17 protein-coding genes are annotated in these 25,850 nt (G+C 33.8%); 14 read left to right on the forward strand and 3 right to left on the reverse strand.

Annotated elements, in window-relative coordinates; translation table 11 throughout:
• Positions 1 to 13: 13 nt before the first annotated feature.
• Genes AWE51_RS12675 through AWE51_RS12705 form a run of 7 tightly spaced genes read left to right on the forward strand, consistent with a single transcriptional unit; the run spans position 14 to position 7,895 of the window.
• Complete coding sequence (locus tag AWE51_RS12675) at positions 14 to 1,303, forward strand: glycoside hydrolase family 117 protein (RefSeq protein ID WP_082832423.1); 1,290 nt, start codon at positions 14 to 16, stop codon at positions 1,301 to 1,303.
• Between the two features lie 20 nt (positions 1,304 to 1,323).
• A complete protein-coding gene (locus AWE51_RS12680) occupies positions 1,324 to 2,340 on the forward strand; it encodes a zinc-dependent alcohol dehydrogenase (protein ID WP_066314009.1) in 1,017 nt (338 codons plus the stop codon).
• A gap of 24 nt (positions 2,341 to 2,364) precedes the next feature.
• On the forward strand, positions 2,365 to 3,135 hold the full coding sequence (locus AWE51_RS12685) for an SDR family NAD(P)-dependent oxidoreductase (RefSeq protein ID WP_066314011.1): 771 nt from the start codon (positions 2,365 to 2,367) through the stop codon (positions 3,133 to 3,135).
• 32 nt (positions 3,136 to 3,167) lie between these two features.
• Complete coding sequence (gene aldA / locus AWE51_RS12690; protein WP_066314013.1) at positions 3,168 to 4,619, forward strand: aldehyde dehydrogenase; 1,452 nt, start codon at positions 3,168 to 3,170, stop codon at positions 4,617 to 4,619.
• 15 nt (positions 4,620 to 4,634) lie between these two features.
• The gene (locus AWE51_RS12695; protein ID WP_066314015.1) at positions 4,635 to 5,738 is read left to right on the forward strand and encodes a mandelate racemase/muconate lactonizing enzyme family protein; all 1,104 of its coding nucleotides are present in this window, start codon (positions 4,635 to 4,637) and stop codon (positions 5,736 to 5,738) included.
• A 41-nt stretch (positions 5,739 to 5,779) separates the two neighbouring features.
• Positions 5,780 to 6,829 carry an aldose epimerase family protein gene (locus AWE51_RS12700; protein WP_066314017.1) on the forward strand — a complete coding sequence of 350 codons (1,050 nt, stop codon included), beginning with the start codon at positions 5,780 to 5,782 and terminating at the stop codon, positions 6,827 to 6,829.
• A 49-nt stretch (positions 6,830 to 6,878) separates the two neighbouring features.
• Positions 6,879 to 7,895, forward strand: a complete 1,017-nt coding sequence (locus tag AWE51_RS12705) for an L-rhamnose/proton symporter RhaT (RefSeq protein WP_066314021.1) — start codon at positions 6,879 to 6,881, stop codon at positions 7,893 to 7,895.
• A gap of 45 nt (positions 7,896 to 7,940) precedes the next feature.
• Here the strand turns inward: AWE51_RS12705 and AWE51_RS12710 are convergent, their stop codons facing one another.
• Positions 7,941 to 8,966, reverse strand: a complete 1,026-nt coding sequence (locus AWE51_RS12710; protein WP_066314022.1) for a LacI family DNA-binding transcriptional regulator — start codon at positions 8,964 to 8,966, stop codon at positions 7,941 to 7,943.
• A gap of 111 nt (positions 8,967 to 9,077) precedes the next feature.
• Positions 9,078 to 10,265, reverse strand: a complete 1,188-nt coding sequence (locus tag AWE51_RS12715) for a LamG domain-containing protein (protein WP_066314023.1) — start codon at positions 10,263 to 10,265, stop codon at positions 9,078 to 9,080.
• Positions 10,266 to 11,161: 896 nt separating this feature from the next.
• Here AWE51_RS12715 and AWE51_RS12720 point away from each other — a divergent pair.
• From AWE51_RS12720 to AWE51_RS12750, 7 genes are all read left to right on the forward strand, one after another.
• Positions 11,162 to 14,281 (forward strand): SusC/RagA family TonB-linked outer membrane protein, encoded by a 3,120-nt coding sequence (locus AWE51_RS12720; protein WP_066314025.1) that lies wholly within the window; start codon positions 11,162 to 11,164, stop codon positions 14,279 to 14,281.
• A 19-nt stretch (positions 14,282 to 14,300) separates the two neighbouring features.
• Positions 14,301 to 16,037 (forward strand): RagB/SusD family nutrient uptake outer membrane protein, encoded by a 1,737-nt coding sequence (locus AWE51_RS12725; RefSeq protein ID WP_066314026.1) that lies wholly within the window; start codon positions 14,301 to 14,303, stop codon positions 16,035 to 16,037.
• 11 nt (positions 16,038 to 16,048) lie between these two features.
• The gene (locus AWE51_RS12730) at positions 16,049 to 17,596 is read left to right on the forward strand and encodes a hypothetical protein (protein WP_066314027.1); all 1,548 of its coding nucleotides are present in this window, start codon (positions 16,049 to 16,051) and stop codon (positions 17,594 to 17,596) included.
• 551 nt (positions 17,597 to 18,147) lie between these two features.
• Positions 18,148 to 21,258 carry a carbohydrate-binding protein gene (locus AWE51_RS12735; RefSeq protein WP_066314029.1) on the forward strand — a complete coding sequence of 1,037 codons (3,111 nt, stop codon included), beginning with the start codon at positions 18,148 to 18,150 and terminating at the stop codon, positions 21,256 to 21,258.
• A gap of 56 nt (positions 21,259 to 21,314) precedes the next feature.
• Positions 21,315 to 23,348, forward strand: coding sequence for a carbohydrate-binding protein (locus tag AWE51_RS12740; RefSeq protein WP_066314031.1), 2,034 nt, complete (start codon positions 21,315 to 21,317; stop codon positions 23,346 to 23,348).
• Positions 23,349 to 23,647: 299 nt separating this feature from the next.
• Positions 23,648 to 24,652, forward strand: a complete 1,005-nt coding sequence (locus AWE51_RS12745; RefSeq protein ID WP_066314032.1) for a sugar kinase — start codon at positions 23,648 to 23,650, stop codon at positions 24,650 to 24,652.
• 1 nt (position 24,653) lies between these two features.
• The gene (locus AWE51_RS12750) at positions 24,654 to 25,322 is read left to right on the forward strand and encodes a bifunctional 4-hydroxy-2-oxoglutarate aldolase/2-dehydro-3-deoxy-phosphogluconate aldolase (protein ID WP_066314035.1); all 669 of its coding nucleotides are present in this window, start codon (positions 24,654 to 24,656) and stop codon (positions 25,320 to 25,322) included.
• A 129-nt stretch (positions 25,323 to 25,451) separates the two neighbouring features.
• Here AWE51_RS12750 and AWE51_RS12755 read toward each other — a convergent pair whose 3' ends face one another.
• The gene (locus tag AWE51_RS12755) at positions 25,452 to 25,847 is read right to left on the reverse strand and encodes a rhodanese-like domain-containing protein (protein ID WP_066314036.1); all 396 of its coding nucleotides are present in this window, start codon (positions 25,845 to 25,847) and stop codon (positions 25,452 to 25,454) included.
• Between the last annotated feature and the right edge of the window lie 3 nt (positions 25,848 to 25,850).

Here is a 25,850-nt window from a genome sequence, read left to right on the forward strand (position 1 = left end):
ACTAAATTTTCTTATGAACTTAAGTTATAAAATTATCTTATACAGCTTATCTCTTTTCTTATTAAATGCCTGCAATAAACAAAAGGAAACGCAACCAGAAATAACAAGAAAAAATAATACCGAAGAAAAAACAAGTGAACCAAAATTAGACCTATCTAAAGAAAAATTAGATCGATTTGGTATTACCAATAAAGATTATCTAAGTGCTGCTTCAAAAAGAGCATTACAATGGAAATATGTCGAAAATGATTGGTATCGGGTTTTTAATGCAATGAAACCCTTAAAAGGAGATTTAGCGTATGAAAAAGGTATTGTACGTCGCGATCCATCGGCTATGATCAAAGAAAATGGAAAATACTATGTCTGGTACTCAAAAAGCATTGGTAAAACAGATGGTTTTGGAGGAGATATTGAAAATGATAAAGTGTTTCCCTGGGATCGATGTGATATCTGGTACGCCACGTCAGAGGATGGTTGGACATGGAAAGAACAAGGAATAGCCGTACCTCGTGGAGAAAAAGGATCGTACGATGACAGATCAGTGTTTACCGTTGAAATTATGAAGCATGAAGGTATGTATTACCTATGCTATCAAACAGTAAAGTCACCTTATAATGTAAGAGTGAAGAATCAAGTAGGTCTGGCTTGGTCTAATTCACCCGATGGTCCTTGGACAAAAAGTGTAGAACCAATTCTAAAGCCTGCTGATAATGGAATATGGCAAGGAACTGAACAAAATAGATTCTTAGTCGAAAAAAAAGGAGATTTTGACTCTCACAAAGTTCATGACCCCTGCATAGTACCTTTTAAAGGTAAATTTTACTTGTATTACAAAGGAGAACAAATGGGAGAAGAAATATTATTTGGAGGACGCCAAATCCGTCATGGTGTTGCGATAGCTGATACCCCCAAAGGTCCTTATATAAAATCAAAGTATAACCCTATATCTAATTCGGGCCATGAAATTTGCGTTTGGCCAACACAAGGCGGTATTGCCTCACTAATCACTACAGATGGTCCTGAAAGAAATACATTACAATGGTCACCAGATGGAATAAACTTTGAAATAAAAGGTGCTGTAAAAGGAGCAAATATGCCTCACGCAATTGGACTAAACAGAACACTAGAAGCTCCAAAAGGTAATCCAACTCAGATTTTTGATTGGGGACTATCTCATGTATACAACAACTGGCATGAACAGAGTATTATGCGCTTTGATTCCTATAGAAAATCATCACATGTAGCCAGAGGAGCTAAAAAACCAAATGGAAAGAAAAAAGAAACAATACAAAAAGATAATTAAGTAATTTAATATACATAACATTGAAAGCAACTAGATACGAGGGTAATAAAACCTTCAATGTAATTGAAACAGAAGTCGAAGCTCCTGCAAAAGATGATGTCCGCATTAAAGTCGCTTATTCTGGGGTATGCGGAACTGATGTCCATATCTATCATGGTATGATGGATAAAAGAGTAAATTTTCCGATTACTATTGGTCATGAAATGTCAGGCACCATTGATGCCGTAGGAGACAATGTAACAACATATAAAGTCGGCGACAAAGTTGTCGTTAGGCCTTTAGATGATAGAGGCGTTAAACCTTCAGATAAAGGATTTAATCATATCTGCGAAGATCTAAAATTTATTGGTATCGATAGTCCTGGATCTATGCAACAATATTGGAATGTACCTGCATTTACACTTCACAAACTAAAAACTACTACAGATTTAAAACTTGCTGCGCTCATAGAACCACTTTCTGTGGCTGTACATGATGTGAGATTAAGTCAATTAAAACATAAGGAAACTGCTGTTGTATTGGGAGGAGGACCTATTGGATTACTAGTTGCTATGGTAGCTAAAAATACTGGTGCAACCGTAATTATATCAGAAATCAATCCTGTAAGAATAAGTAAAGCTCAAGATCTCGGTTTTGATGTGATAAACCCTACACATACAGATCTGATACAATATGTTAAAGAAAAGACAGAAGGACGATTAGCCGATGTAGTTTTTGAAGTCGCTGGTGTGCAACCCGCACTTGATGTCATGACAGAAATTGCAGGAATTAGAGGAAGAATCGTAATGGTAGCAATACACGGCGAAAAGAAAAACATTGATTTATTCAAATTCTTTTGGAAAGAACTCAAACTTATCGGAGCGAGAGTATATGAAAAAGAAGACTACGAAAAATCGATTCAATTAATTACAGATAACCAACTCCCCTTTGAGCAATTAATTACTGATATACAACCCCTTAGCAAAATACAGGAAGTATTTGAAAATATCGATAAAAAACCTGATGGTCTTAAAATATTAATGGATTGCCAATTGTAAACATAAACCAACAATACAAAATTAATGAGTGTTTTAGATAAATTTAACCTAAAAGGAAAAACTGCCCTAGTAACCGGTTGTAAAAGAGGAATAGGAAAAGCTATGGCTATTGGTCTAGCAGAAGCGGGTGCAAATATTATTGGTGTTTCTGCAAGTTTAGAAAAAAAAGGAAGTGAAATAGAACAAGAAATAACTGCAATCGGAAAAAATTTCAAAGCCTATCAATGTGACTTTTCTGACAGAAAATCTTTGTATAAATTCATCAATCAAGTCAAATCAGACTTTCCTGTCATCGATATTTTAGTTAATAATGCAGGAACAATATTGAGAGCCCCTGCCGCAGAACATTCTGATGAATACTGGGATAAAGTAATTGAAGTAAATCAAAATGCTCAATTTATTCTTACCAGAGAAATTGGAAAAGAAATGATCAATAGAGGAAATGGTAAAATTATATTTACGGCATCCTTATTAACCTTTCAAGGAGGAATCACTGTGCCTGGATATGCCGCTAGTAAAGGAGCAATTGGTCAAATGACAATGGCTTTTGCTAATGAATGGGCTGGAAAAGGTGTAAATGTAAATGCAATCGCGCCAGGTTATATCGCAACAGACAATACAGAAGCTTTAAGAAATGACCCCAATAGAGCTTCTTCTATCCTTTCTAGAATTCCTTCTGGCAGATGGGGTGAACCTCAAGACTTTGCAGGTCCCGTAGTGTTTTTAGCCTCAGAAGCGGCAAGTTACATGAATGGTTCAATCACAGTGGTTGACGGTGGATGGATGGGAAGATAATTAAGTAACAACATCAGAAATACAAGATAAAAATGAGCACTATAAAAGAATATTTACTATTTATTAATGGAAAATGGGTGACCTCAACATCTAATGAAACTATTGATGTTATTAACCCTTCAACAGAAGAAATTGTAGCTACCATTCAAAATGGAACTCCGCAAGAAGGTATTAATGCCCTTGAAGCGGCTGATAAAGCATTTAAATCCTGGAAAAAAACTCCGGCTCGACAAAGAGCCGAATTACTATATAAATTTGCCGATCAGATACTAGCAAAAAAAGAGTACTTAGCAGAACTATTAGTAAAAGAACAAGGAAAATTACTTAAAGTAGCCCGTATGGAGGTAGAAGTTACTGCTTCTTTTATTCAATATGCTTGTGAATGGGCCAGAAGAATCGAAGGTGATATTTTACCTTCAGACAATGCAGATGAACAAATATGGATTCAAAAAGTACCAAGAGGTGTAATCGTTGCTATTACAGCTTGGAATTTCCCATTGGCATTAGCGGCCAGAAAACTAGGCCCAGCTTTAGTTGCTGGCAATACAATTGTAATAAAACCAACTTCTGAGACCCCGTTGGCAACATTAGAGCTAGGATATATTGCCAAAGAAGTAGGAATTCCTGATGGAGTTATTAATATTGTTACCGGACCTGGACGCGCGATGGGTAATGCTTTGGTAGAACATCCTATTACCAAAATGGTTACAATGACCGGGTCTACTCCTGTTGGTCAACAAATTGCCAAAAACGCAGCTCAAAACCTAACTCATGTACAGTTAGAACTTGGAGGAAAAGCTCCTTTCATAGTATTCAAAGATGCAGATATTGATGCTGCGGTAACCTCTGCCCTACATTCGCGTTTTGATAACTGTGGTCAGGTTTGCACCTGTAATGAACGTATGTATGTACACGAAGATATCTATGATAAATTTATGGATAAATTTATTGCAGCTACAAAAGCTCTTAAAATAGGAGATCCCATGTTAGAAGATTCGGATATGGGCCCCAAAGTAAATGCTTCAGAATTAAAGCACATGGAGCATTTGGTAGAAGTTAGTCTACAAGAAGGAGCCACTATTGCTACGGGTGGTAAACGACCTAAAGGAGCTCAATTCGAAAAGGGATATTGGTTTGAACCAACTATACTTACTAATGTAAAACAAAATATGACTATTGTTCATGAAGAATCATTTGGTCCTATCCTACCCGTTCTAAAATTTAAAACCTTTGATGAAGCCATACACTATGCAAATGATTGTGAATATGGCTTGGCCGCTATGGTATTTACAAAAGATATGAAAACCATTATGCGATGTAATGAAGAATTAGAATACGGAGAAATATATGTAAACAGAGGCCACGGCGAACAACATCAAGGATTTCATAACGGCTATAAATTATCCGGCAGTGGCGGTGAAGACGGTAAATATGGTTTTGAGCAATATTTAGAAAAGAAAACCTTTTACCTCAACTACAAATAAAGATAACATACACAAATGGATAACGAAATTATAAATATTGATGTTCGGTTATTCGAAGTCCCTCTACCAGAAGTTCTATCAGATGCCAAACATGGTGATCACTATCATTTTGAGCTGGTAACGGCAACGATAACATTAAAAAATGGAAATCAAGGTACAGGTTACACCTATACCGGAGGAAAAGGAGGTCATGCTATCAAGGCAATGATCGAGCATGATTTTAAAAATGTACTTCTAGGCAAAAATGGATCAGATATAGAAGGTATCTATGATTTTCTAGAATGGCATATACATTATGTAGGTCGAGGTGGTATTGCTTCTTTTGCAATTTCTGTAATTGATATTGCCCTTTGGGATATTTACTGTAAAGAATTAGATCAACCTCTTTGGAAAATTGCTGGTGGAGCAAATAATAGTTGCAAAGCATATTGCGGAGGTATCGATTTAATGTTTCCCTTAGATAAATTATTAAATAACATGAAAACCTATTTATCCAGAGGGTTTAATGCTGTAAAAATTAAAATAGGAAGAGACAATCTAGATGAGGATATAGAACGAATTAAAGCTGTAAGAGACTGCATTGGTCCGGATATAACTTTTATGGTGGATGCCAATTATTCTATGAATATTGATAAAGCTATAGAAGCTATCAATAGATTTAGGGAATATAATATTACCTGGTTTGAAGAACCTATAATACCAGATAATTATAAGGGATACGGAGAAATAGTCAACAGAACAAGTTTCCCATTAGCAATGGGTGAAAACCTACATACTATTCATGAATTTGAATATGCTTTCGAACAATCTAAATTAGCCTTTATCCAACCAGATGCATCCAATTGTGGAGGAATTACCGGATGGCTTAGGGTAGCTAAACTAGCTCAAGAACATAATATCCCTGTATGCTCTCATGGGATGCAAGAACTTCACGTTAGTTTGGTTTCTTCACAAGAAAATGCAGGTTGGTTAGAAGTGCATAGTTTTCCTATTGATGAATATACCATAAGACCTTTAGTGGTTAAAAACCATAGAGCTATTGCCCCCCATACTCCAGGTGTAGGTGTGGTGTTCGATTGGAAAAAACTTACTCCTTTTGAAAAAAAGGAATTACACTAAAAATTATTCAATACAAAACACAATAACTTCTCACATTAATTATGAAAATAATAAAAACAAATTTTGGAAACATCGGGAAAGCTAAAGTTTCTTTATATGAATTATCTAATCATAATGATGTAGTGGTTAAAATAACAGATTATGGAGGTACCATCACATCTATCAGTACTCCAGATAACGAGGGAAACTCTACAGAGATTACTTGTGGTTTTGAGAATATTGAAGGTTATTTTTCTGAAGAATACAAAAATAATGCACCTTATTTTGGAGGAACAATAGGAAGGTATGCCTCACGAATACACGAAGGGAAATTTACTCTAGGAGGTAAAGAATATAGTTTGGTAGGAAATGATAGAGGGAATCATTTACATGGCGGAATTCAAGGGTTTGACCGACGTATGTGGCAAGTAGACGAAATTGTAGAGCTTGAAAACGAAATCTCTTTAACCTTAGCTATCCATAGTCCAGATATGGAAGAAGGATACCCTGGAAATGTAGAGGTAAAAACGAAGTTCACGCTTACTAATGAAAATGAATTGATAATTTCATATCATGCTGAAACCGACAAAGCCACTCCCATTTCATTAACTAATCATTCTTATTTTAATTTATCTGGCTTCAAAGAAACTATTCACGATCACAATGTGACTATTAATTCTAATTCATTTCTTGTGGGAGATGATAAAGGTGTGCCTCAAGGAAAAGAAAAGGAAGTTAAAGGTAGACCAGAAGATTTTAGAAATGAGAAATTATTTAGTGACGCTCTGCAACATACAGAAACTGGTTTTGATACTTATTTTTTATTCGAACAAGATTTTTTGTTAAAAAAAGTAGCCTCAATTAAACATTCAGGAAGTGGTCGAGCAATGGATGTTCTAACAACCGAACCCGGAATGCTTTTCTATTCAGGATATTTTACTTCAGATAATTTACAAAGAGAAAATGGCGATCAATACGGAAAATATAAAGCATTTTGCTGTGAAACCCATAGATATCCTAATGGTCCCAATCTTGATGATGCTCCTAAAACTATAACTTATCCGGGAGAACCCTACACTAGTAAAACTGTCTTTAAGTTTTACACAATTTAATAATTGAAACAAACAACTTTCACACTTTATCTAAATAACATTAAACATTATGATTTTAGGAGTTTTAATTGCCATTATTGCAGGTCTTATGCTAGGTTTATATGCCTTGCCCGAAAAATATACCAAAGGTTATGAATTTGAAAATACCTGGGGTATGATGTTTTTTATAAATATGTTTATAATTCCAATACTAGCCGGATTCTTATTTGTTAAAGGGTTCGATAGTATTGTGGTCAATATTCCCTCTGATATTTTATGGAAAATGGTTTTTGCTAGTGTTCTTTGGGGAGTAGGTGCAATGATGTGGGGTAAAGCAATTAATCATATAGGTTTATCCTTAGGGTTCTCTATATTTATAGGAACCGTAATCCTAGTAGGGTCATTATTACCTTTTCTGGTGGAAGGTCTACCTCCTACCAATGTATTTAGTATAATATTGATAGGAATCATAATTGTATTGATAGGTGTATTCTTTAATGGAAAAGCAGGAATTCTTAGACAAAATGAGGGTAAAGAAATTCAAAGTATTGGTAAGCATAAAAATTCATCTATGATTATAGGTATCATAATTGCCGTAGCTGGAGGATTATTAGCTACTGGATTTAGTTATGCTAATGCATTTGGTAGACCATACCTGCATGAAGCTTGTCAACAGGCAGGCAATCCAGAATGGGCAACTGCTGTAATGATTATGATTGTCATATATGTATCAGGAGGTTTTTTTGTTATTCCCTATTTCATATATCAATTAAGCTCAAAAAAATTATGGGGTAACTTTAGTTCTGTTCATACCAGCAAAAACCTAATCTTTACGTTTATAATGGCTTTGTTAAATTTTGCAGCTTCGGGAACATTCGCTTTTGCTGCCTATACCCTTGGTTCTTCTGGTAATACAGTTGGGTATGCCATTTTTAATACGTCATGCGTTGCTGTGGCCATTATTACTGGCTTACTAACTGGAGAATGGAATAAAACAAGTTCCAAACCTAAAGTATTTCTTTATCTTGGACTTACAGCTATGATTATTGGCGTAGTTGTTATAGCAATTGGAAATGGGATGCAATAAAAACTGAATTTCTTTTAGTCTAATAGAGAGTATGGCACAAAAGGATTATAAATTAATAGCAGATGAACCGCGCTTTATTAATGTTGTATTTACGGTAATAGTTTCATAATCTTTTGTATAGTCTTCCTTTTGTAATCTTTCAATCATTTTTTTTGTTGCAACTTCACCTAATTCTATGCCATGTTGATCAATCGTAGTAAGTGGTGGATTACTATTTTCTGAAAGTATGCCATCGGTAAAACCTATTATTGAAACATCTTCTGGCACCTTTAAACCTTTACCAATTACTAAATTCATTGTGTAAATCGCAGAAAGTTCATCTGCTGCTAAAACTCCATCTATTTTATTATTTTCAATATACGTGTTAAAACTATTTGAGAATTTTTTATAATCCTCTATGATCAATATCTCTGCAGATATTGTTGGCATTTGACAATCTTCTAAAGCTTTATGATACCCTCGTACTCTTTCAACACCAACACTAGTATTGTTAATAGGAGAAACAAATATTACGTTTTTACAACCAGAATCAATCATTTTTTTAGTCGCATTATATGAAGATTCAAAATCATTAATAACAACTTTATCACACGTTACTTTGTCGGTAATACGATCAAACAACAAAACAGGAAGGTTTTTAGCGATTGCTGCCGTTAAATGTTCATAATTTTTGTTTAAATAGGTTCCTTTAGAAACAGAAATAATAAACCCATCCACACTACCACTTGCTAACATTTGTATACTCTTAACCTCCTTTTCATAAGATTCATCTGATATACATGTAATTATATTATAACCATGTTTCACAGCTTCTTTTTCTATACCTACCAAAACTTTAGCAAAAAAATGAGCTAAGATATTCGGGATTATTACACCGATAGTTCTAGTCTTTCTTTCTTTCAAATTCTTAGCCAATAAATTGGGGGTGTAATTATATAATTTGGCTAATTTTTTTACTTTTTCTTTAGTCTTTGAACTTATTTCGGGGCTATCCGCTAAAGCTTTAGAAACTGTAGAAATCGAAAAATTAGATAAATTTGCAAGTTTCTTAAGTGTAATTGGGTTACTCATTGTACTATGTTCATTTTTGATGACCAAATTTTATAAAATACTAAAAAGTAAAAAATAGCCTTGTATCCCACAAAAATACAAGGCTATTTTTATATTGTTTATTTAATAAAGTTAATTTTTATCAATTGGTTTATATATACGAATCCAATCTACTTTAAAGGTATGATTATCTACATTTTGTAATTCAGAATCTTTTGGCGTACGTCCATTGCAGGCATTCCAATTCTGATCCTCAACATTAATAATAATATCCATCTCTTTATCTAAATTCATATTATTTTTTAAATGATCTAATGGATCTATTACACTTGTTGTTGACAAAGTATTTGCTTCTTCTAGACTACTTGCAACATTTACAGCTTGAAATCCGTTTGCATCTCTAGGAATTTTACCTCCTTCTAGAGGTTTGGGATAGCTATATTGCCAATTACCATTAACATCTCTACTAGCAAAAGCTTTGTCAGATAATGTTCTTACATGTATACCATCAATATAATACTCAAGGTGTTTTGGATCTCTCCAATATACTCCTACACGTACCCATTTACCTCCCCATTGATCAATCCCATCTTTACGCCACCAAGTTCCTATATCGGCAGGTTGATAATCCTGAAAAGGTTCACGAATAAAAGTGTGATGACTTAAGTGTACCCGTTCTGCTAACCATACATTACGATTATCCTCACCTTTTCCCCCATACGCTTCAATAATGTCAATTTCTTGGGTGTCATCAGGACTCAATAACCAAACATCTGATGCAGTTACAGCATTAGCTACTCTAACTCGTGCTTCTACATATACAGGGTATTTAACTCTACGGGTAGAAGTAATACATCCTGCTCGTGTAGTTGGTAAAGTCCAAGTTTCTGCTACACCATCTGTATTACAATCAACTTCAAATGACTTCATTTCTCCGGCATTTCTCGTTGCTTTTATCTGAAGCTCTTCATTCGTAACTGATACATTTTCTCTAACCCATTTTGTAGGCCCTGGTCCCTCCCAATTGTTATGATAAAAATTTGTCCATTTATCCCCAAATGTTTCCTCAGTTGGTGTTCCAGTAAAAGAATAATTAAAACTATCCGACAAATCTTTCTGTAATTTCCAGATTTTTCCCTCTCCTGCTGTTGGTGGCACAACTAAACCTTCCCAATCTGTCCCTACGCTATCTGGATCTAAGGGTGTTGAATCTGGATCTGGATTTTCGACTTCTATACCCTGTACATCAGAACTATCATTGGAACAAGAGTTCGTAAATGTACTGATAAGGATAATTAAGAAAAATACTTTCATTTTCATAGTAATTAAAATTTTAAAAAAAATATTGAAACACTAGATTTCGAGAAGTATTTGTTAGTTTTATTAGTAATCAAACATTAAAAAAGCTCTTTCAATAAGAAACTTTTTAAGTATTATATAACAAACTCTAAAATTGTACTACTATAAAATCTATTTTGGTTTTAAAAAAACAAAAGAGTTAACTCTTTTATGTTTGGTAAAATTAAAGCTCCTATGTTTTTAGTCTTTAAAATGATACTAGACAAAAACTAAACAGATTATGTAAATAACACTATATAATTACTTTATTACTTAAATTACATTGTTTACTACAATTAAAGGTCTTTTGGGTCGGGCCTTAAACGTTTCAAATACATGAATAAAATTTTCCGTTTTTAATTTTCTATTGGCTTATTGACCATTTCAAATTTTCATTACAACCAGTGTAGTACGATTTTAAAATTGTATAGATAAATTCTTAATTTTTAATTAAAAGTAAGGTATTAAGATATCTAAACTAAGATAATTTTGAACCCTAAAAAGTACAAATCAAATTCTTATCCCGAACCTATTGATTTTCTAAAAAAGCGTAGATTTTAGAAGACTTATTTAATAACATTTTTACAATCAGTTTTATTTTTAACTGCTATCCCATATTTATATTAAATTAAAAAAACAGTAAAACGCAATCGACAAAGCAAAATTTACTGAATCGTTAAAATCAAATCAAATAACTCACTATCAATTATTTAAATGATTTATAATAACTAAAAACGCATCGTCTAGTTTTTGTCTAGTACGTTTCTTTTTGTTAAAAAATTAAGATTAATATGTTTGTTTTGAAGATTTCTTTATAGGAATATTAAAAACATTAGAAATCTGCAAAACACATTGATTTTTATTAAGCTACTTTATTTATGAAAAAAAAGAAAACCGTTTTTGAAAGAAAATATCATCTGTTATGGATATTTACTTTTTTAATTATATCTACTGTTACAAAAGCACAAGAAAAAGTAAATATTACAGGAACAATAACAGATGGTAATATTCCTATACTGGGAGTAAACATATTAGTAGAAGGAACAAATAGAGGAACTGTATCAGATTTTGATGGCAATTACTCAATCCAAGCTGCAAAAGGAGAAACTTTACTCTTTTCGTCTGTTGGTTTTGAAAAACAATCGATTATAGTTGGGGAACAAAACACAATTAATATTTCTTTACAAGAGTCTAGTGAACAACTTGAACAAGTTGTAATTGTGGGTTATGGAACACAAAGAAAAATTGAAGTTACTGGAGCAGTAAGTAATGTAAGTTCTGAAATAATCTCCAAAGCACCAGTTTCTGATTTGGGAGAAGCTTTACAAGGTCAAATAGCAGGGGTTAATATTCAAGCTAGTAATGGTAGACCTGGTGAATCCGCGAATATTCAGATTAGAGGTGTTGGATCTCTTAGTCCGGGATCTTTGGGTCCGCTATTTGTGGTAGATGGTGTCCCTTTTCAAGGAAATCCAAATATTGCTCCTGAACAGATTGAATCCATCGATGTTTTAAAAGATGGAGCGTCTGCCGCTGTTTATGGTACTAGAGCCGCTAACGGAGTCATACTAATAACTACTAAGAAAGGTAAAAAAGGACAAATGAGAGTGAACTATTCTACTTATGTAGCAGTTCAAAATATTACATCTGGAGTTCCATTAATGAATACCTCTCAACAGTTTTTTTCTGATCAAATAATAAATGATGTGGAAGGGACAGTGAATAACACCCTTTTTTTAAATCCAAATGCTTTAGATTTTGATAGTGATTTTGTAGGTGATGTACAGAACAATAATGCCTTAATTCAAAATCACAATATTAATGTTTCTGGTGGAATTAACGATTTAACACTAAACCTAAATAGTGCCTATTTTGATCAGGAAGGAGTCTTAGAAAATTCAGGTTTTAATAGACTTACTACAAGAATCACTGGTGAATACAAGAAAAATAGACTAAAAATATTCTCTAGTATTGGTATTACCGATGAGCTAAGAAAACAAGAACCTTTTGCTTTATTAGAACAAGCAATTGCACAGAAACCTTTTCAACCTCCAGTTAGTGATATTGTTCCTGTAGACGGACGAGTACAATTAGGAGTTGGAACAGGGCAACCAGAATTGTTAAGTTTCCTAACTAGAGAGTTAAACAATAGAGATGATAGAAAAATAAGAAGTTCGAATGTTGCTTTTAGTTTAGATTATGAAGTCATAGATGGCCTTACATACCGCGCTAATCTGGGTAGAAATACCTTTAACTTTAGACGTAAATTCTTTAGACCACAATATTTATTATTTAATGTCGAAGGTAATTTTGTTCCTGGAGCGTCTCGTGAGGATGCTATACTACAAGAGAGTTTTATTTTTTCACAAAGAAGTACGATCGAAAACTCTTTGAATTACAATAAAAATTTTGGAAAACATAATATTAAGCTATTAGCATTAACCTCTTTTGAACAATTCGATTCTAAAACTGTCAATACAGGAGTTATTGGTTTACAAAGTAATGATACTGATGTTTTAGGTGCTGGAGAAGAAGCTATAAAACCAAGTGGTTTTGATGACAAAAACAAACTCTCAGGCCTTTTGACCAGAATACAATATAATTATAATGATCGTTACCTTATTTCGGGAAGTTATAGAAGAGATGGTTCTTCTAAATTTGCGCCTGTTAATAGGTTTGGGGATTTTTTCGGTGTATCTGTAGGATGGAATGTGAGTGAAGAAGCTTTTTTTAAAAATGCGAATATTGATATAATTAATAACCTAAAATTTAGAGCAAGTTGGGCAGAAGTAGGAAATCAATCTATCCCATCATTCTTATTTACTCCTCGAATCGAATCTGGAGCTAACTTTATTATTGGCGATGAGTTAGTTTTTGGGCAAATAGGAAGACGATTTGTAGATCCTAATATTAAATGGGAAACAAAAATTTCCAAAAACATAGGAATTGATTTATCAATGTTCAACAATAGACTAAGTATAGTAGCAGACTATTATCAGAATGACCGAGAAGATTTATTGTTAGAAGAGCAATTGCCTCCTTCAGCTGGTACTAACACTCCCAGAGACAATACTTTTAGAAGTAGAGTTACTAATGCTGGAAATCTTACCAACAAAGGTATTGAACTATCTATTAGTTATAAAGATGAGACCAAATTTGGTTTAAAATGGAATGTATCAGGAACTTTCACTAAAAACAACAACGAAGTAACAGATCTAAATGGCACAAGAAGAGGGTTTTCTGGAGGTCGCCCACTAGCAACAATTGGAAACGCAGATAATACAACGTTTTTAGCAGAAGGTTTTGAAGCAGGTGCATTCTTTTTACTCCAAAATGCTGGAGTAATAAAAACGCAAGAACAATTAACTGCTTATCAGCAACTTGTACCAACGGCTAGATTAGGAGACATACAATATGTAGATCAACCAACTATAGATTCAAATAATGATGGTATTGCCGATTCAGGAGATGGGGTAATCAATGAAAATGACAGAACATATGCGGGTTCCGGGCAAGCAGAATTTGAAGCTGGCTTGAATATAAGTTTTGACTTTAAAGGTTTTGACCTTTTTATCCAAAACTATCTATCCTATGGCGCAGAAGTATATAATGGAGCGCGTCTTGCAGCATATGTATATGGTAGACATTTAGAGCAATTTAATCAATGGTCTCCTCAAAATACTGATTCTGATATACCCGCAAGAAGAAGTGGCCTTGTTACTTCTAGTACGAGAGCTAGATCTGATTTTTTTCTCGAAGATGGAACTTATTTACGAATAAGAAATATAACATTAGGATATTCTATCCCAGATGCTTCTCTACCCGAATTCATTACTAAACTAAGAATCTATGCCACTGCACAAAACCCATTTACATTTACAGAGTATACAGGGTTTGATCCAGAAATCGGAGGTGATGGTATTTTCACAAGAGGTGTAGATGCATTGTCTTATCCTGTTACAAGAAGGTTCCTATTTGGGGTAGAATTCGGTTTTTAAAAAAATAAAATTACAAATCATGAAAATAAAAAAACAACTAAAAAAAATCCTGATTACACTATCAATTATATTAGTCGTAAGTGGATGTGGTGAAGAAGCATTAGAGGTTGATAATCCTAATGCTATTACAGAGGATACATTCTGGAGAACAACAGAACATTTCAATTCTGCCCTTAATACTGTCTATGCCGCTTTACAATTTCAAGGCATTAGTGGTTCAGGACTACAGTTCGAAATGCTTCTTGGTGATGAAGCAGGAACAGAAGATTTCTACAGACAAATCGAGTTTGCCAAAATTGACTTTAGTGATGTAAGCGAGCAAGTAGTTGATAAATGGAATGAATTATACATTGGTATATTTAGAGCCAATCAGGTTTTAAGTCAACTACAAATCAATGGAGGTGTTTTTCAAGATGCCGATCAAAAACAATCTATAGAAGCTCAAGCCAGATTTTTAAGAGCATTTTACTATTTTCAGATTGCTCATACCTATGGTGGTGGAGTCATCAGAATTGATGTGCCACAAAATAGTGAAGATTTTTCTGCACCATTTAGTTCTATAGAAGAGGTTACAAATCAGGTAATTTTACCAGATCTTATGTTTGCAAAAAGTAATCTTCCACAGGCATGGCCGGATTCACAAAAAGGACGAGTAACTTGGGGAGCTGCAACGGCTTTATTAGGTAAAGTTCATTTATATAATAAAGATTGGAACCTAGCAGCAACACAATTTAGAGAGGTTATCGATTCAAACATCTACAGTTTAACTCCAAATAATTTAGACAATTTCTCTCACCTTACAGAGTTCAACTCTGAATCTATTTTAGAGACTCCTTACTCTATAGAATTTAATCCAGGTGCAGATGGTTCTGTGGTCGATGACAATAGTTTTGAAACAGGGGCCGAAGCAAATGCTATAGCCCGATCAATGGGACAACTTCAATTTGGTGCATTTAATGTTGTACTTCCCACCTATTACTTGCATGAACTATTTGTTAGAGATGAAATTGATCCCACAAACCCCATAAATGACATAAATACGCAATCCAAAAGAATGGGTGCCAGCATAGTACCCATTAATGGTGATGAATTATACTATGGTCTTCCGATAGGAGAAAAACCAGGTTGGGTTTTTGGTCAAAGTTCGTATGCAAAAAAATATTCTAATTGGTATCATCTATCCAATGAAGATGGAAATAATCGTTCTGATATTAATTTTAGACATATACGATTAGCAGACATATTTCTTATGTACGCCGAAGCCGTTTTAGAAGCAAATGGTGATGTAGATACCGCAATAGAATTTATCGATAGAGTAAGAAGAAGAGCTGGTGTAATAACATTAAGACAATACATTGATAATGATGGCGGTATTCCTGAGTTTCATATTAGCGAACAAGTAAGATCTAGACCTCGATCTTTTGCTTCTTTATCTGTAGAAAGTGTAAGAACTCATCTAAGAAGAGTAGAAAGACCTCTAGAACTATGTTTTGAGGGACATCGTTGGAAAGATTTAGTACGCTGGGGCATTGTACAAAATGTACTCAATGAATTACTACAAGATGAATTATGGAGACTTGATCCTACCAATTTTGCCGCATTAGATGTTGCAGGTGCTGGTGTTGCTCCCCTATTTATAAGAGAAAAAGTAAGACCAGACTTTGGTCAGGCTAGTCAAAACTACAACGCTACTTTACATGACTATTTTCCAATACCTGCTACAGAGTTGCAAACAAACGATCAAATTGGTAATTAAAAAAGAAAGAAATGAAAAAAATATTAAAAATTGTCAGTCCGTTGATTATCATTCTTATTACCATTATTGGTTGTGATAATGATGACGTCGATACAGATGTACCAAGCCAAAGATTGATTTTTACATCAGAACAAAATCAGGATAATCAGATTAGACTTGGCACAAGTTTAACTTTTGCAGACGTTTCTACTGGTGTCATTTCAAGAAAGTGGACTTTTCCTGATGATGTCACCACGATAAAAGAGTCTAATGAGGATATCGTGAAAACAATCTTCTCTAAAGTAGGAGAACATAACGTAGTTCTAAATCAGACTTTTGAAGAAAGTGCTTTTGTTAATGGAGAACAACGAGGAAAAGAATTAGATACCACTATTGTTGTGCGTGTTCTTGAACCCATTAAAATTAATCTAAAAGCCAATTACATTAATCCAGATGGTAGTCTGGGAGCCGCTTTGACGATTGCTGACAATACCCAAAATGAAGTAATTGCAAGTAGATCAATTCGATATAGTTTTGAAACAATCGGGGAACCCGAAGATATCAACTGGACTTTAGATGGAGGTGATCCTGAAAGCTCTACAGGAGCGTCAGAAATTGATGTTACTTACAAAAGAGTTGGTACATACGACCTAAAGGTTGAGGCTAGCACAAGACGTCCTTTTGGAGAAGATCAAATTAATTTTTCAAACTTAATTAAAGTTGTTCCTTCTACCGACCCTGTATCTCTCGACGAGATTAAAGGAAAAAGAGATGGTAGATTAGCTCTAGAGTTTAGCCGAGAAATGGATGAAACTACAATAAATAAAGCTAATTTCTCTCTTACTATTCAAAATGGAACTACTACAATACCAGCTGTCATTCGTAGTGTAACTATAAACCCTACACAACGTAATATTTTGGATATTACTTTAGATGGAGATTCAGTCTATATTGATGATGTAGTAACTGTATCATACGTCGCAGGATCTTTATTTACGGCAGATGGTGTTCAAGCAAACAGTTTTACCGATATTCCTATGAGTTCGTTTGAACAAGGAACCAATATTTTAGAGACCACAACTGTAGACTTTAGTTTTGAAAATTCTACCGATGATTCTAATTGGCCATACCAATTTTGGGGAGGAATTTGGGAATTATATGATTTCTCTATCGCTTTTGATAAAGCCAGAACAGGAAATCGAAGCGGAATTGTAGACATGCAAGCCAATGGAGGCATGATTATAGCACATGATTCTGGATCGTTCCCCTTAGAAACTGGTACAACTTATGAAATCGGAATTTGGACTTTTGTTGAAAATCTAGGAAATACTCCTGATGGTCTAGCTAACCCAGATTTAAGACTATATTGGATTCCTGCTACTAATTTCTCTGTAGGGCCAAGTCCAGAATTTACATCTGATTTTCCATTAAACCAATGGGTATACAAATCAATAATCGTAACCGCTACAGAAACTGAAGATAAACAATTTCTTATTCGAGGTTATAACGAATTTAATGATGCACCTATCCGAATTTTTATGGACGATTTATTTGTTAGCGAAGTTACGATAAGACCTTAGTTAGTTGTTTTTTTAGTCAATTCTAATGCTTAAAAAGAGGTTGTTTAGGATAACCATTTTTTAAGACAAGTAACCTCTTTTTTAAGCATTAATTTTTCATTATAAATTCTAGTAATAACCAATGTACTACCTAAAAATACTTAAAACATAACATACGCATTAACCAAGCAACACAAGAACACTCTTAAAACACTTATAACCAAAGAAAAAGTCTCTGAATTCTACTTAAAACAACACCTTAACTATTCTTTTTGAGACTATATTTTTAAGCTAATCGTTTTCGCTTTGATCTATTTTACAAATAGTGGTTTGATATAAATCACCCCCTCCCTTTTATGATTAGAACTAAAAGCGTGTTAGTACAAATTTCATTTGGTTTTAGCTGTTTAATAATTAAAAATAGAGCTAAAAGATTTCTTTTTTGAACTCTCAAGCTTACGATATATGATCAACTAGTTTGTAAAAAACTCATTGCTTTTACATTCTGATTTTATATCACACAATCGTGTATTAACTCTATAAATTATATAAACACAAAAAACGTATTCAACATGAAAACAATGAATCATTATTTAATAATTGCTCTTATTTTACTCTACCCCCTGGTAAACAGAGCCCAAAATGTCGAAGTAGATGTAAATCTAAACATCAAACATTCTGTAGGAGGAATATCCGATTTTGGAAGAGAAAGGCATATTACCATGCACTCCAGTCTTTATGAAAACGCATGGGAAGGAGAATTAGATAAAGCTGAACGCTTGTTTGAAGATCTAGATGTACAGTTAGGTCGTGATAACGGTGTTGCATCTTTTTTACATCAATTCTCACCAGAAGATGAAAATAACAGACAACATCATGATCCTGATAGTTTATCTGTATTATTAGATTTTTGGCAAGGTGAGTATCAGCAAAGAATAACAGACAGAGGTTTGCTTAAATATAAGAACGAGCAATCTAGAGGTACAATAATGGGGACTAACCCACATCCCACTTATCCAACACTTTCTTATTTTGAAAATGGATTAAATGGATCTACATGGGGAAGAGAAAATGGTTTCACCTGGATTCCTCAAGATATAGAAACTTCTGCAGCTTGGATGGTTCAATATCTAGAAGAGTTTTTTGTTGAGACCGCTAGTCAAGAAGGTGTTGTTATGCCAGAATACTGGGAAGTAATAAACGAACCTGATTTTCCTTTAAACACTGGGCAATTTATGATGTCAAGTTGGGAGGATATTATAGAGTACCACAACTTGGTAGCTCAAGGTATTAAACAAAAATTAGGTAATCGTGCTCCTAAAATTGGAGGTATGACTTGGGGATTACATGATCTATTTAGAGGTGATGGTATTTCTCGTTTTGCAACAGCTAATTATGTAGATGGCTTTTATGGAAATACAGCAGCAGATGAAGTAGCTAAAGCATATGCAAGAGGCCAGGTGGATACGCCATTATTTAATCATCCAAGAGATACACCATGGTACCAATGGGATGTAATTTGGAAAGAATTTATTGACAGAGCTGGTGATAATATGGATTTTTATTCGGTACACTTTTATGATTGGCCCCAATATCAGAATCAAGGAGGACAAAGAAGATCAGGTGGGCATGTAGAAGCTACTTTAGAAATGTTAGAATGGTATGATGTATTTATAAATGGGAAAAATAATAGAAAACCTGTTATTATTTCTGAATATGGAGCAGTTGCTAATTCATGGGATCCAATGCCACACGATACCCGATTTGACTGGGAAAACCTAAAGCCATTTAGTGCAATGATGATGCAGTTTTTAGAAAGACCTGATTACATCGAATTATCAATGCCTTTTCACTTATTAAAAGCACAGTTTAGAGATATCGATAATAATGGTGATGGTATACCAGAAGTCGTATATCATTATAAAACTTTACGTGATGATGACGGTGATGGTGTTTGGGAATATAGTGAGCTTGTAAAATGGTACGAACTATGGGATAATGTTGATGGAACAAGAGTTGATACCAAATCTTCAGATCCTGATATCCAAGTAGATAGTTACATTGATGGTAATGAAGTATACTTAATTTTGAATAACCTCCAAGAACAAAATACAACTATTAATTTGAATTTATTTGAGGATAATGATAATAATCCAACAAGTGTTCGTATAAAACATCTTTATTTAGAAGGAGTTAGAAATATTGTTTTAGATGATACTACTACTACTAATATTCCATCATCAGTTACGTTGAGACCAGAAGCAACTATGGTATTAAAATATACATTACCTAATGCGGTTGCTATCAATCAAACTTCAGTAGAAAACAAATTTTACGGAGAACCTGTTAGTAACAATCAGAGAGTAGCTATTAATAATGGAGATAATACATTTTTTGTAAATAACGTTACACTACCTGTTGATGCAGACAAGGCTGAAGCGATGATAAAAATGACCGTTACTCTTTTTGATGCACCTCAAACCGAGAATGGATTCTTATCTATTAATAAATTAACTTTTAATGGGGTTGAAGTAGAAACTCCTTTTGATTGGAGAGGAGAAACTCAAAATAGGTCAAAATGGTTTGGAGCTTTAGAAATTCCAGTTCCGGCAAGTTTGGTGCAAACAAATAACACTATTGTTGTGGATTTTCAACATGTTGGAGAAGTTAACATAGTTAATTTATTAACATGGGATTTCTCTAAAAAACCAGGTAGATCAGATCAAGGTAATACCGATCCCGATCCTATTGCTGTTACAGGAGTTAATGTTTCTCCGAATACTATTATTCTAAACCAAGGACAGACATCCACAATTAATGCCACTATTTCTCCTGCCAATGCAACTAATAAAAGTGTAATATGGAGCACTAATAATGCAGCAATCGCAACTGTAGATACTAATGGTACAATAACCGCTAATGCCAATGGTAATGCAATTATAACAGTAACGACTGTCGACGGCGGATTTACTTCTTCTACCAATGTTACTGTTAATAACACTCCTCCCACAGGTGACGTAATTGTAATCGAGGCAGAGGATTTTGTAAATACTGGAGGCACTTTTAATGATAGTTTTGCTGGTGGTCCAGGTCTTGGCGTAAACAAAACTCCTACTAACATCAATTACGTGAATAATGGGGATTGGGCAGAATACACTTTAAACGTTACTACACCCGGAACTTACGATGTAGAATATTTAATTTCTACTCCAAGTTCAGGAGCTCAGATTCAATTATTTATCGATAATACTATCGCATCTACTACTAATGTTCCAAATAACGGTGCCTGGGATAATTATACTGCATTAACTGGAGGTACAATAAATCTAACTGCTGGCACTCATACAATAAAAATTATAGCCTCTAGTGTAACTACTTGGCAGTGGAATCTTGACAAAATCACATTAACTACGGGATCAACATTTTCTGGTAAAACGATAGCTTCAACATCTCAATACTTAAAACTGTACCCAAATCCATCATCTGGTAAAATTTATATTCAAGGACTTCGTACAAATAGTAACACTACTATTCAAGTTTATGACGCAAAAGGAACAAAATATCCAGATATAAAATTAAATGATGATCACTCTATAGATGTAGAGAGTTTATCTAGAGGTATCTATTTCTTGAAAGTCATTAGTAAAAGAAACCAAACTACTTTAAAAATTATCAAAAATTAAGAACCCCAAGATTATTTAAAAATCAATAAAACTATATCTAACACAAATCATTTTATATGAAAACACAAACATTATTAATTGCGTTTTGCTTGGTCATTTTCCAACTACAAGCGCAAGATTGGAACGGAATTTCTGTCCCTGCCAATGCAGGTCAAGGCAAAACTTGGAAACTTCAAGAAGGGCCTTCAGATAGTTTTAATTATATTTTTAATGAAACGAATCAACGTTCAAACTTCGGAAGTAATAAATGGTACAACTTCTATCATAATGCATGGGATGGTCCTGGAACCACTTACTGGCAGCATAATCACGTATCGGTTAACGGAAGTGATTTGGTACTTCGAGCCTCTAGAAATCCAAGTACCGCAAAACTGGGAGTACCAGGAGTTAATGCGGGATGTATAACATCAAATACTCGAGTAAAATTTCCGGTATATGTTGAAGCAAATGTTAGTGTAGCCGATATTGTATTAGCTTCAGATGTTTGGTTATTGAGCCCAGATGATACTCAAGAAATTGACATAATAGAATGTTATGGTGGAGACGAACAGGGCAATGCTTTTTTTTCTGAATTTATTCATTTAAGTCATCATTCTTTTGTTCGCAACCCATTTACAGACTATCAACCAAGAGATAGAAATAGTTGGTGGAGCAGATCAGACGTTAACAATTGGGGCGAATGGTCATGGAACAATGGTAACAGAAGATATGTACGTATTGGTGTAAACTGGATTAGTCCTTTTCATTTCGAATATTATGTTGATGGTGAATTAGTAAGAGTTTTATACGATAAAGCATTTGCTACAAAAAGAAATGGCACTTGGTATTATACCTATCCAACCATGACCAACGGAACTCTTGATACTGCTAGTGATGGATTTCAATTAGCAGTGCAATATGCTACTGGTAGTAGTTATTCATTTCAAACCTTACAAGCGGCTAGTAATACATCTTCTGTAAGCGTTATTGACCCTTTTAATTATCAGGGAGGAAATGGGTTTACAAAAGAAATGGATATTATTATTAATGTAGAATCTCAAGATTGGCATGTCTTAGCTGGTCGGACTCCAACTGATGCCCAGTTAAATGATCCAGCAAGAAACACCATGAAAGTAGATTGGTTGCGTGTATACAAACCTATTCCATCTACAAATACTGTTGCAGCAACGGGAGTAACAGTATCTCCTCGTAATTTGTCTTTAACCATAGGCCAAACAGGTAACTTAACAGGTGCTGTACTTCCTGCAAACGCTTCTGTAAAAACTATGACTTTTACTTCAAGTAACACTTCTGTAGCTACCGTGAATCAAAGTGGTGTTTTAACCGCTATTGGAAATGGTACCACAACTATTACTCTTAAAACTACTGATGGTGGATTTACAACTACAGCTACTGTGACGGTTACGAGTAATCCTACCGTAGATGATATTATAATAGAAGCAGAAGACTTTATTAATACTGGTGGATCCTTTAATGATGCATTTGCAGGCGGACCTGGTTTAGGAGTAAACAAAACTTCTGCTAATATCAATTATGTCAACACTAACGATTGGGCCGAATATAATATTGATGTTATAAGCGCAGGGACTTATTCTGTTAAACATCTTATTTCTACACCAAGCAATAATGCCCAAATTCAATTAGTAGTAGATGATGCACTAATAACAACAACCAATGTACCTAATAATGGAAGTTGGGGTAATTATACAACACTTAACGGAGGAACTGTTGACCTATCTTCTGGGGCGCATAAAATTAGAATTGTTGCATCTGGAGCAAATACATGGCAATGGAATCTAGATAAAATCACATTAACAAAAATAAATTCTCGAGCTATTTCGGGTAAAAATCAAGTTTTAAATAACTTAAGTGTTTACCCAAACCCAGCTTCTAATATAATTTTTATTGAAGGATTAAGTAATAACCAAGAACATAATATTCAAATGTATGATATTAAAGGATCTAAACTCTTTAGTAAGAAATTAGATCAAAACCATAAACTTGATATAAAGGATTTACCAAAAGGAATTTATTTCTTAAAAGTTAGCACAAGTAGAAATCAAAATACGTTGAAAATCGTTAAGAATTAATTTCATAATAGATTAAAACTAACTTTAACACTCACTATGCTATAATTCGTCATCACTTTATATGGGTAAAGCAAATGTTCAAAGCCTTCTTCCCCAAAGAAATATTAAACAATTTTGCTTAACATTTGTATATAATCATTGATGAACTTATTTAATAGTGAGTGTTTAGATAATATAAACTTTTAAAGAAACAAAGTAATTTAAACTAGAAAAATAAATGGATACAACAATTACATATAAGCTTTCTAATGTATTACACTTTTACTTTGGGTAATCAAGTTTTATCCAACAAATTAAACATGAAAAAAATTATAACTTTCGGTGAGATCTTAATGCGAATCTCTCCAATAGGAAATAAAAAAATGATACAGTCTAATACGTTAGAATATTATTTTGGAGGTACCGAAGTAAACGTGGCGATATCATTAGCACAACTAGGAAATGATGTAAAACATGTTTCTGTTGTTTCTGAAGATTTTATAGGCCATGCAGCAAAAAGTTTTTTAAATCAATATGGAGTAGACACCAGTTTAGTTACCAACTCGGGCTATCCTTTAGGTTTATATTTTTTAGAGACTGGAGCTGTAATGAGGCCTAGTACGATTTCTTATAATAGATCCAATTCTTCATTTTCTATGATGGATCCTAATCATATAAATTGGAATGCAGCATTGGATGTTTGTGATTGGTTTCATTGGACAGGAATTACTCCTGCTTTATCAAAACAAGCCTATCAAAGTTTAAAAGTTGCTCTACAAACCGCAAAGAATAAAAACATTATGGTATCAGCAGATCCCGCATATAGAAAAGATCTATGGAAATACGGTGCTAAACCTCAAGAAGTATTAAATGAACTTATTGAATTATCTGATATTTTTATTGGCGGTCCAAACGAAATTAATGAACTATTAAACACCAATTTTAAAAATAACACTACTGGATTTATAGAAGGTAGTAAACACCTACTACATACTTTTCCCAATTTAAAAAAGATCTTTGATAAAACGAGAATCTCTACAAATGCAAATTGGCATAAAATTAAATCTAGAATGTGGGATGGAGCAAATTTCTTTGAAACTGAACAGCTAGAAATAACCCACATAATTGATAGGATTGGAACAGGTGATGCATACGCTGCTGGACTTATACATGGATTATTACATTTTAATGATAAAAAAGCTTTAAAATTTGCAAATGCAGCTTGTGCTTTAAAACATACAATAGAAGGTGATGCTAATCTAGTTCTTGAGAAAGAAATAGAATTAGTTATGAATGGAAGTTTAACAGGAAGAATAAATAGATAACATGTCACAATACACTAGAATTGAAGTAGTCCAAACCATGGGGAAGATTAAAATCATCCCTCTTTTTTATCATAGCGATCTTAAAATTGCTAAGCAAGTTATAAGAGCTTGTTACGATGGTGGAGCAAGGGTATTCGAATTTACCAATCGAGGTGATCATGCACATGAACTTTTTTCTGAATTAATAAAATGGTCAAATATAGAGCTCCCAGAGATGATTATAGGTATTGGTTCTATAGTAGATCCGGGTACCGCATCTCTCTTTATTCAAAGTGGTGCAAATTTTATCGTCTCTCCCATTTTAAATTCTGAAATAGCTAAAGTTTGTAACCGAAGAAAAATAGCATGGATTCCTGGTTGTGCTACTTTATCAGAAATTAATTACGCCGAAGAATTGGGTGCTGAAATTGTAAAAATTTTCCCTGCTAGTCAAATAGGAGGACCAAATTTTATAAAAAGCATAAAAGCCCCATGTCCATGGACTAATATTATGCCCAGTGGTGGAGTTACTATTGAAGAAAGTAATATTAAAAAATGGTTTACAGCAGGGGCCTACTGTATTGGTATTGGGTCAAATCTAATGATTAAAAACAAAGAGGAAAACTTAGATTATCCAACAATAGCTAAAACAATGAAACAATGTATTTTGTTTGCAAATAACAATTCATAACATATTTTAACCTGTATTTCTATTTCTCAGACTGAATTATTCAAAATTGTTTTTATAATCTAGAGATTACAAATAAAAAAAGCTTCTTTACACAAGAAGCTTTTTTTATTTGTAATATTTTCTATGTAGTTATTTTACTATTTTTTTACCATTAAATTTCCACTCAGTAATACCACCGTCAAGATCATAAATTTTTGTAAACCCTGCTTTTTTCATATAAGCAGAGCATCGACCACTACGACCGCCTCGACCACAATATACTGCAACAGGTTTTGATTTATCCACATTTGCTATACGATCTTCAAAATTATCATCATTAAAATCAATATTCACAGCACCTTCGATATGACCATCTGCGTATTCTGCAGGAGTACGAACATCAACAAGTTGTACTTTTCCCATCTTTAACAATGAATCCATATCTTCTACTGTAATAAGTTCTACAGTATCGCTACTTTCTATATTTTTACAATTGAATAATGCTAAAGAAAGAAAAACTACTAATACAAGGGGAGTAAATTTCATATA

The sequence above is a fragment of the Aquimarina aggregata genome, from assembly GCF_001632745.1.
Classification (GTDB): domain Bacteria; phylum Bacteroidota; class Bacteroidia; order Flavobacteriales; family Flavobacteriaceae; genus Aquimarina; species Aquimarina aggregata.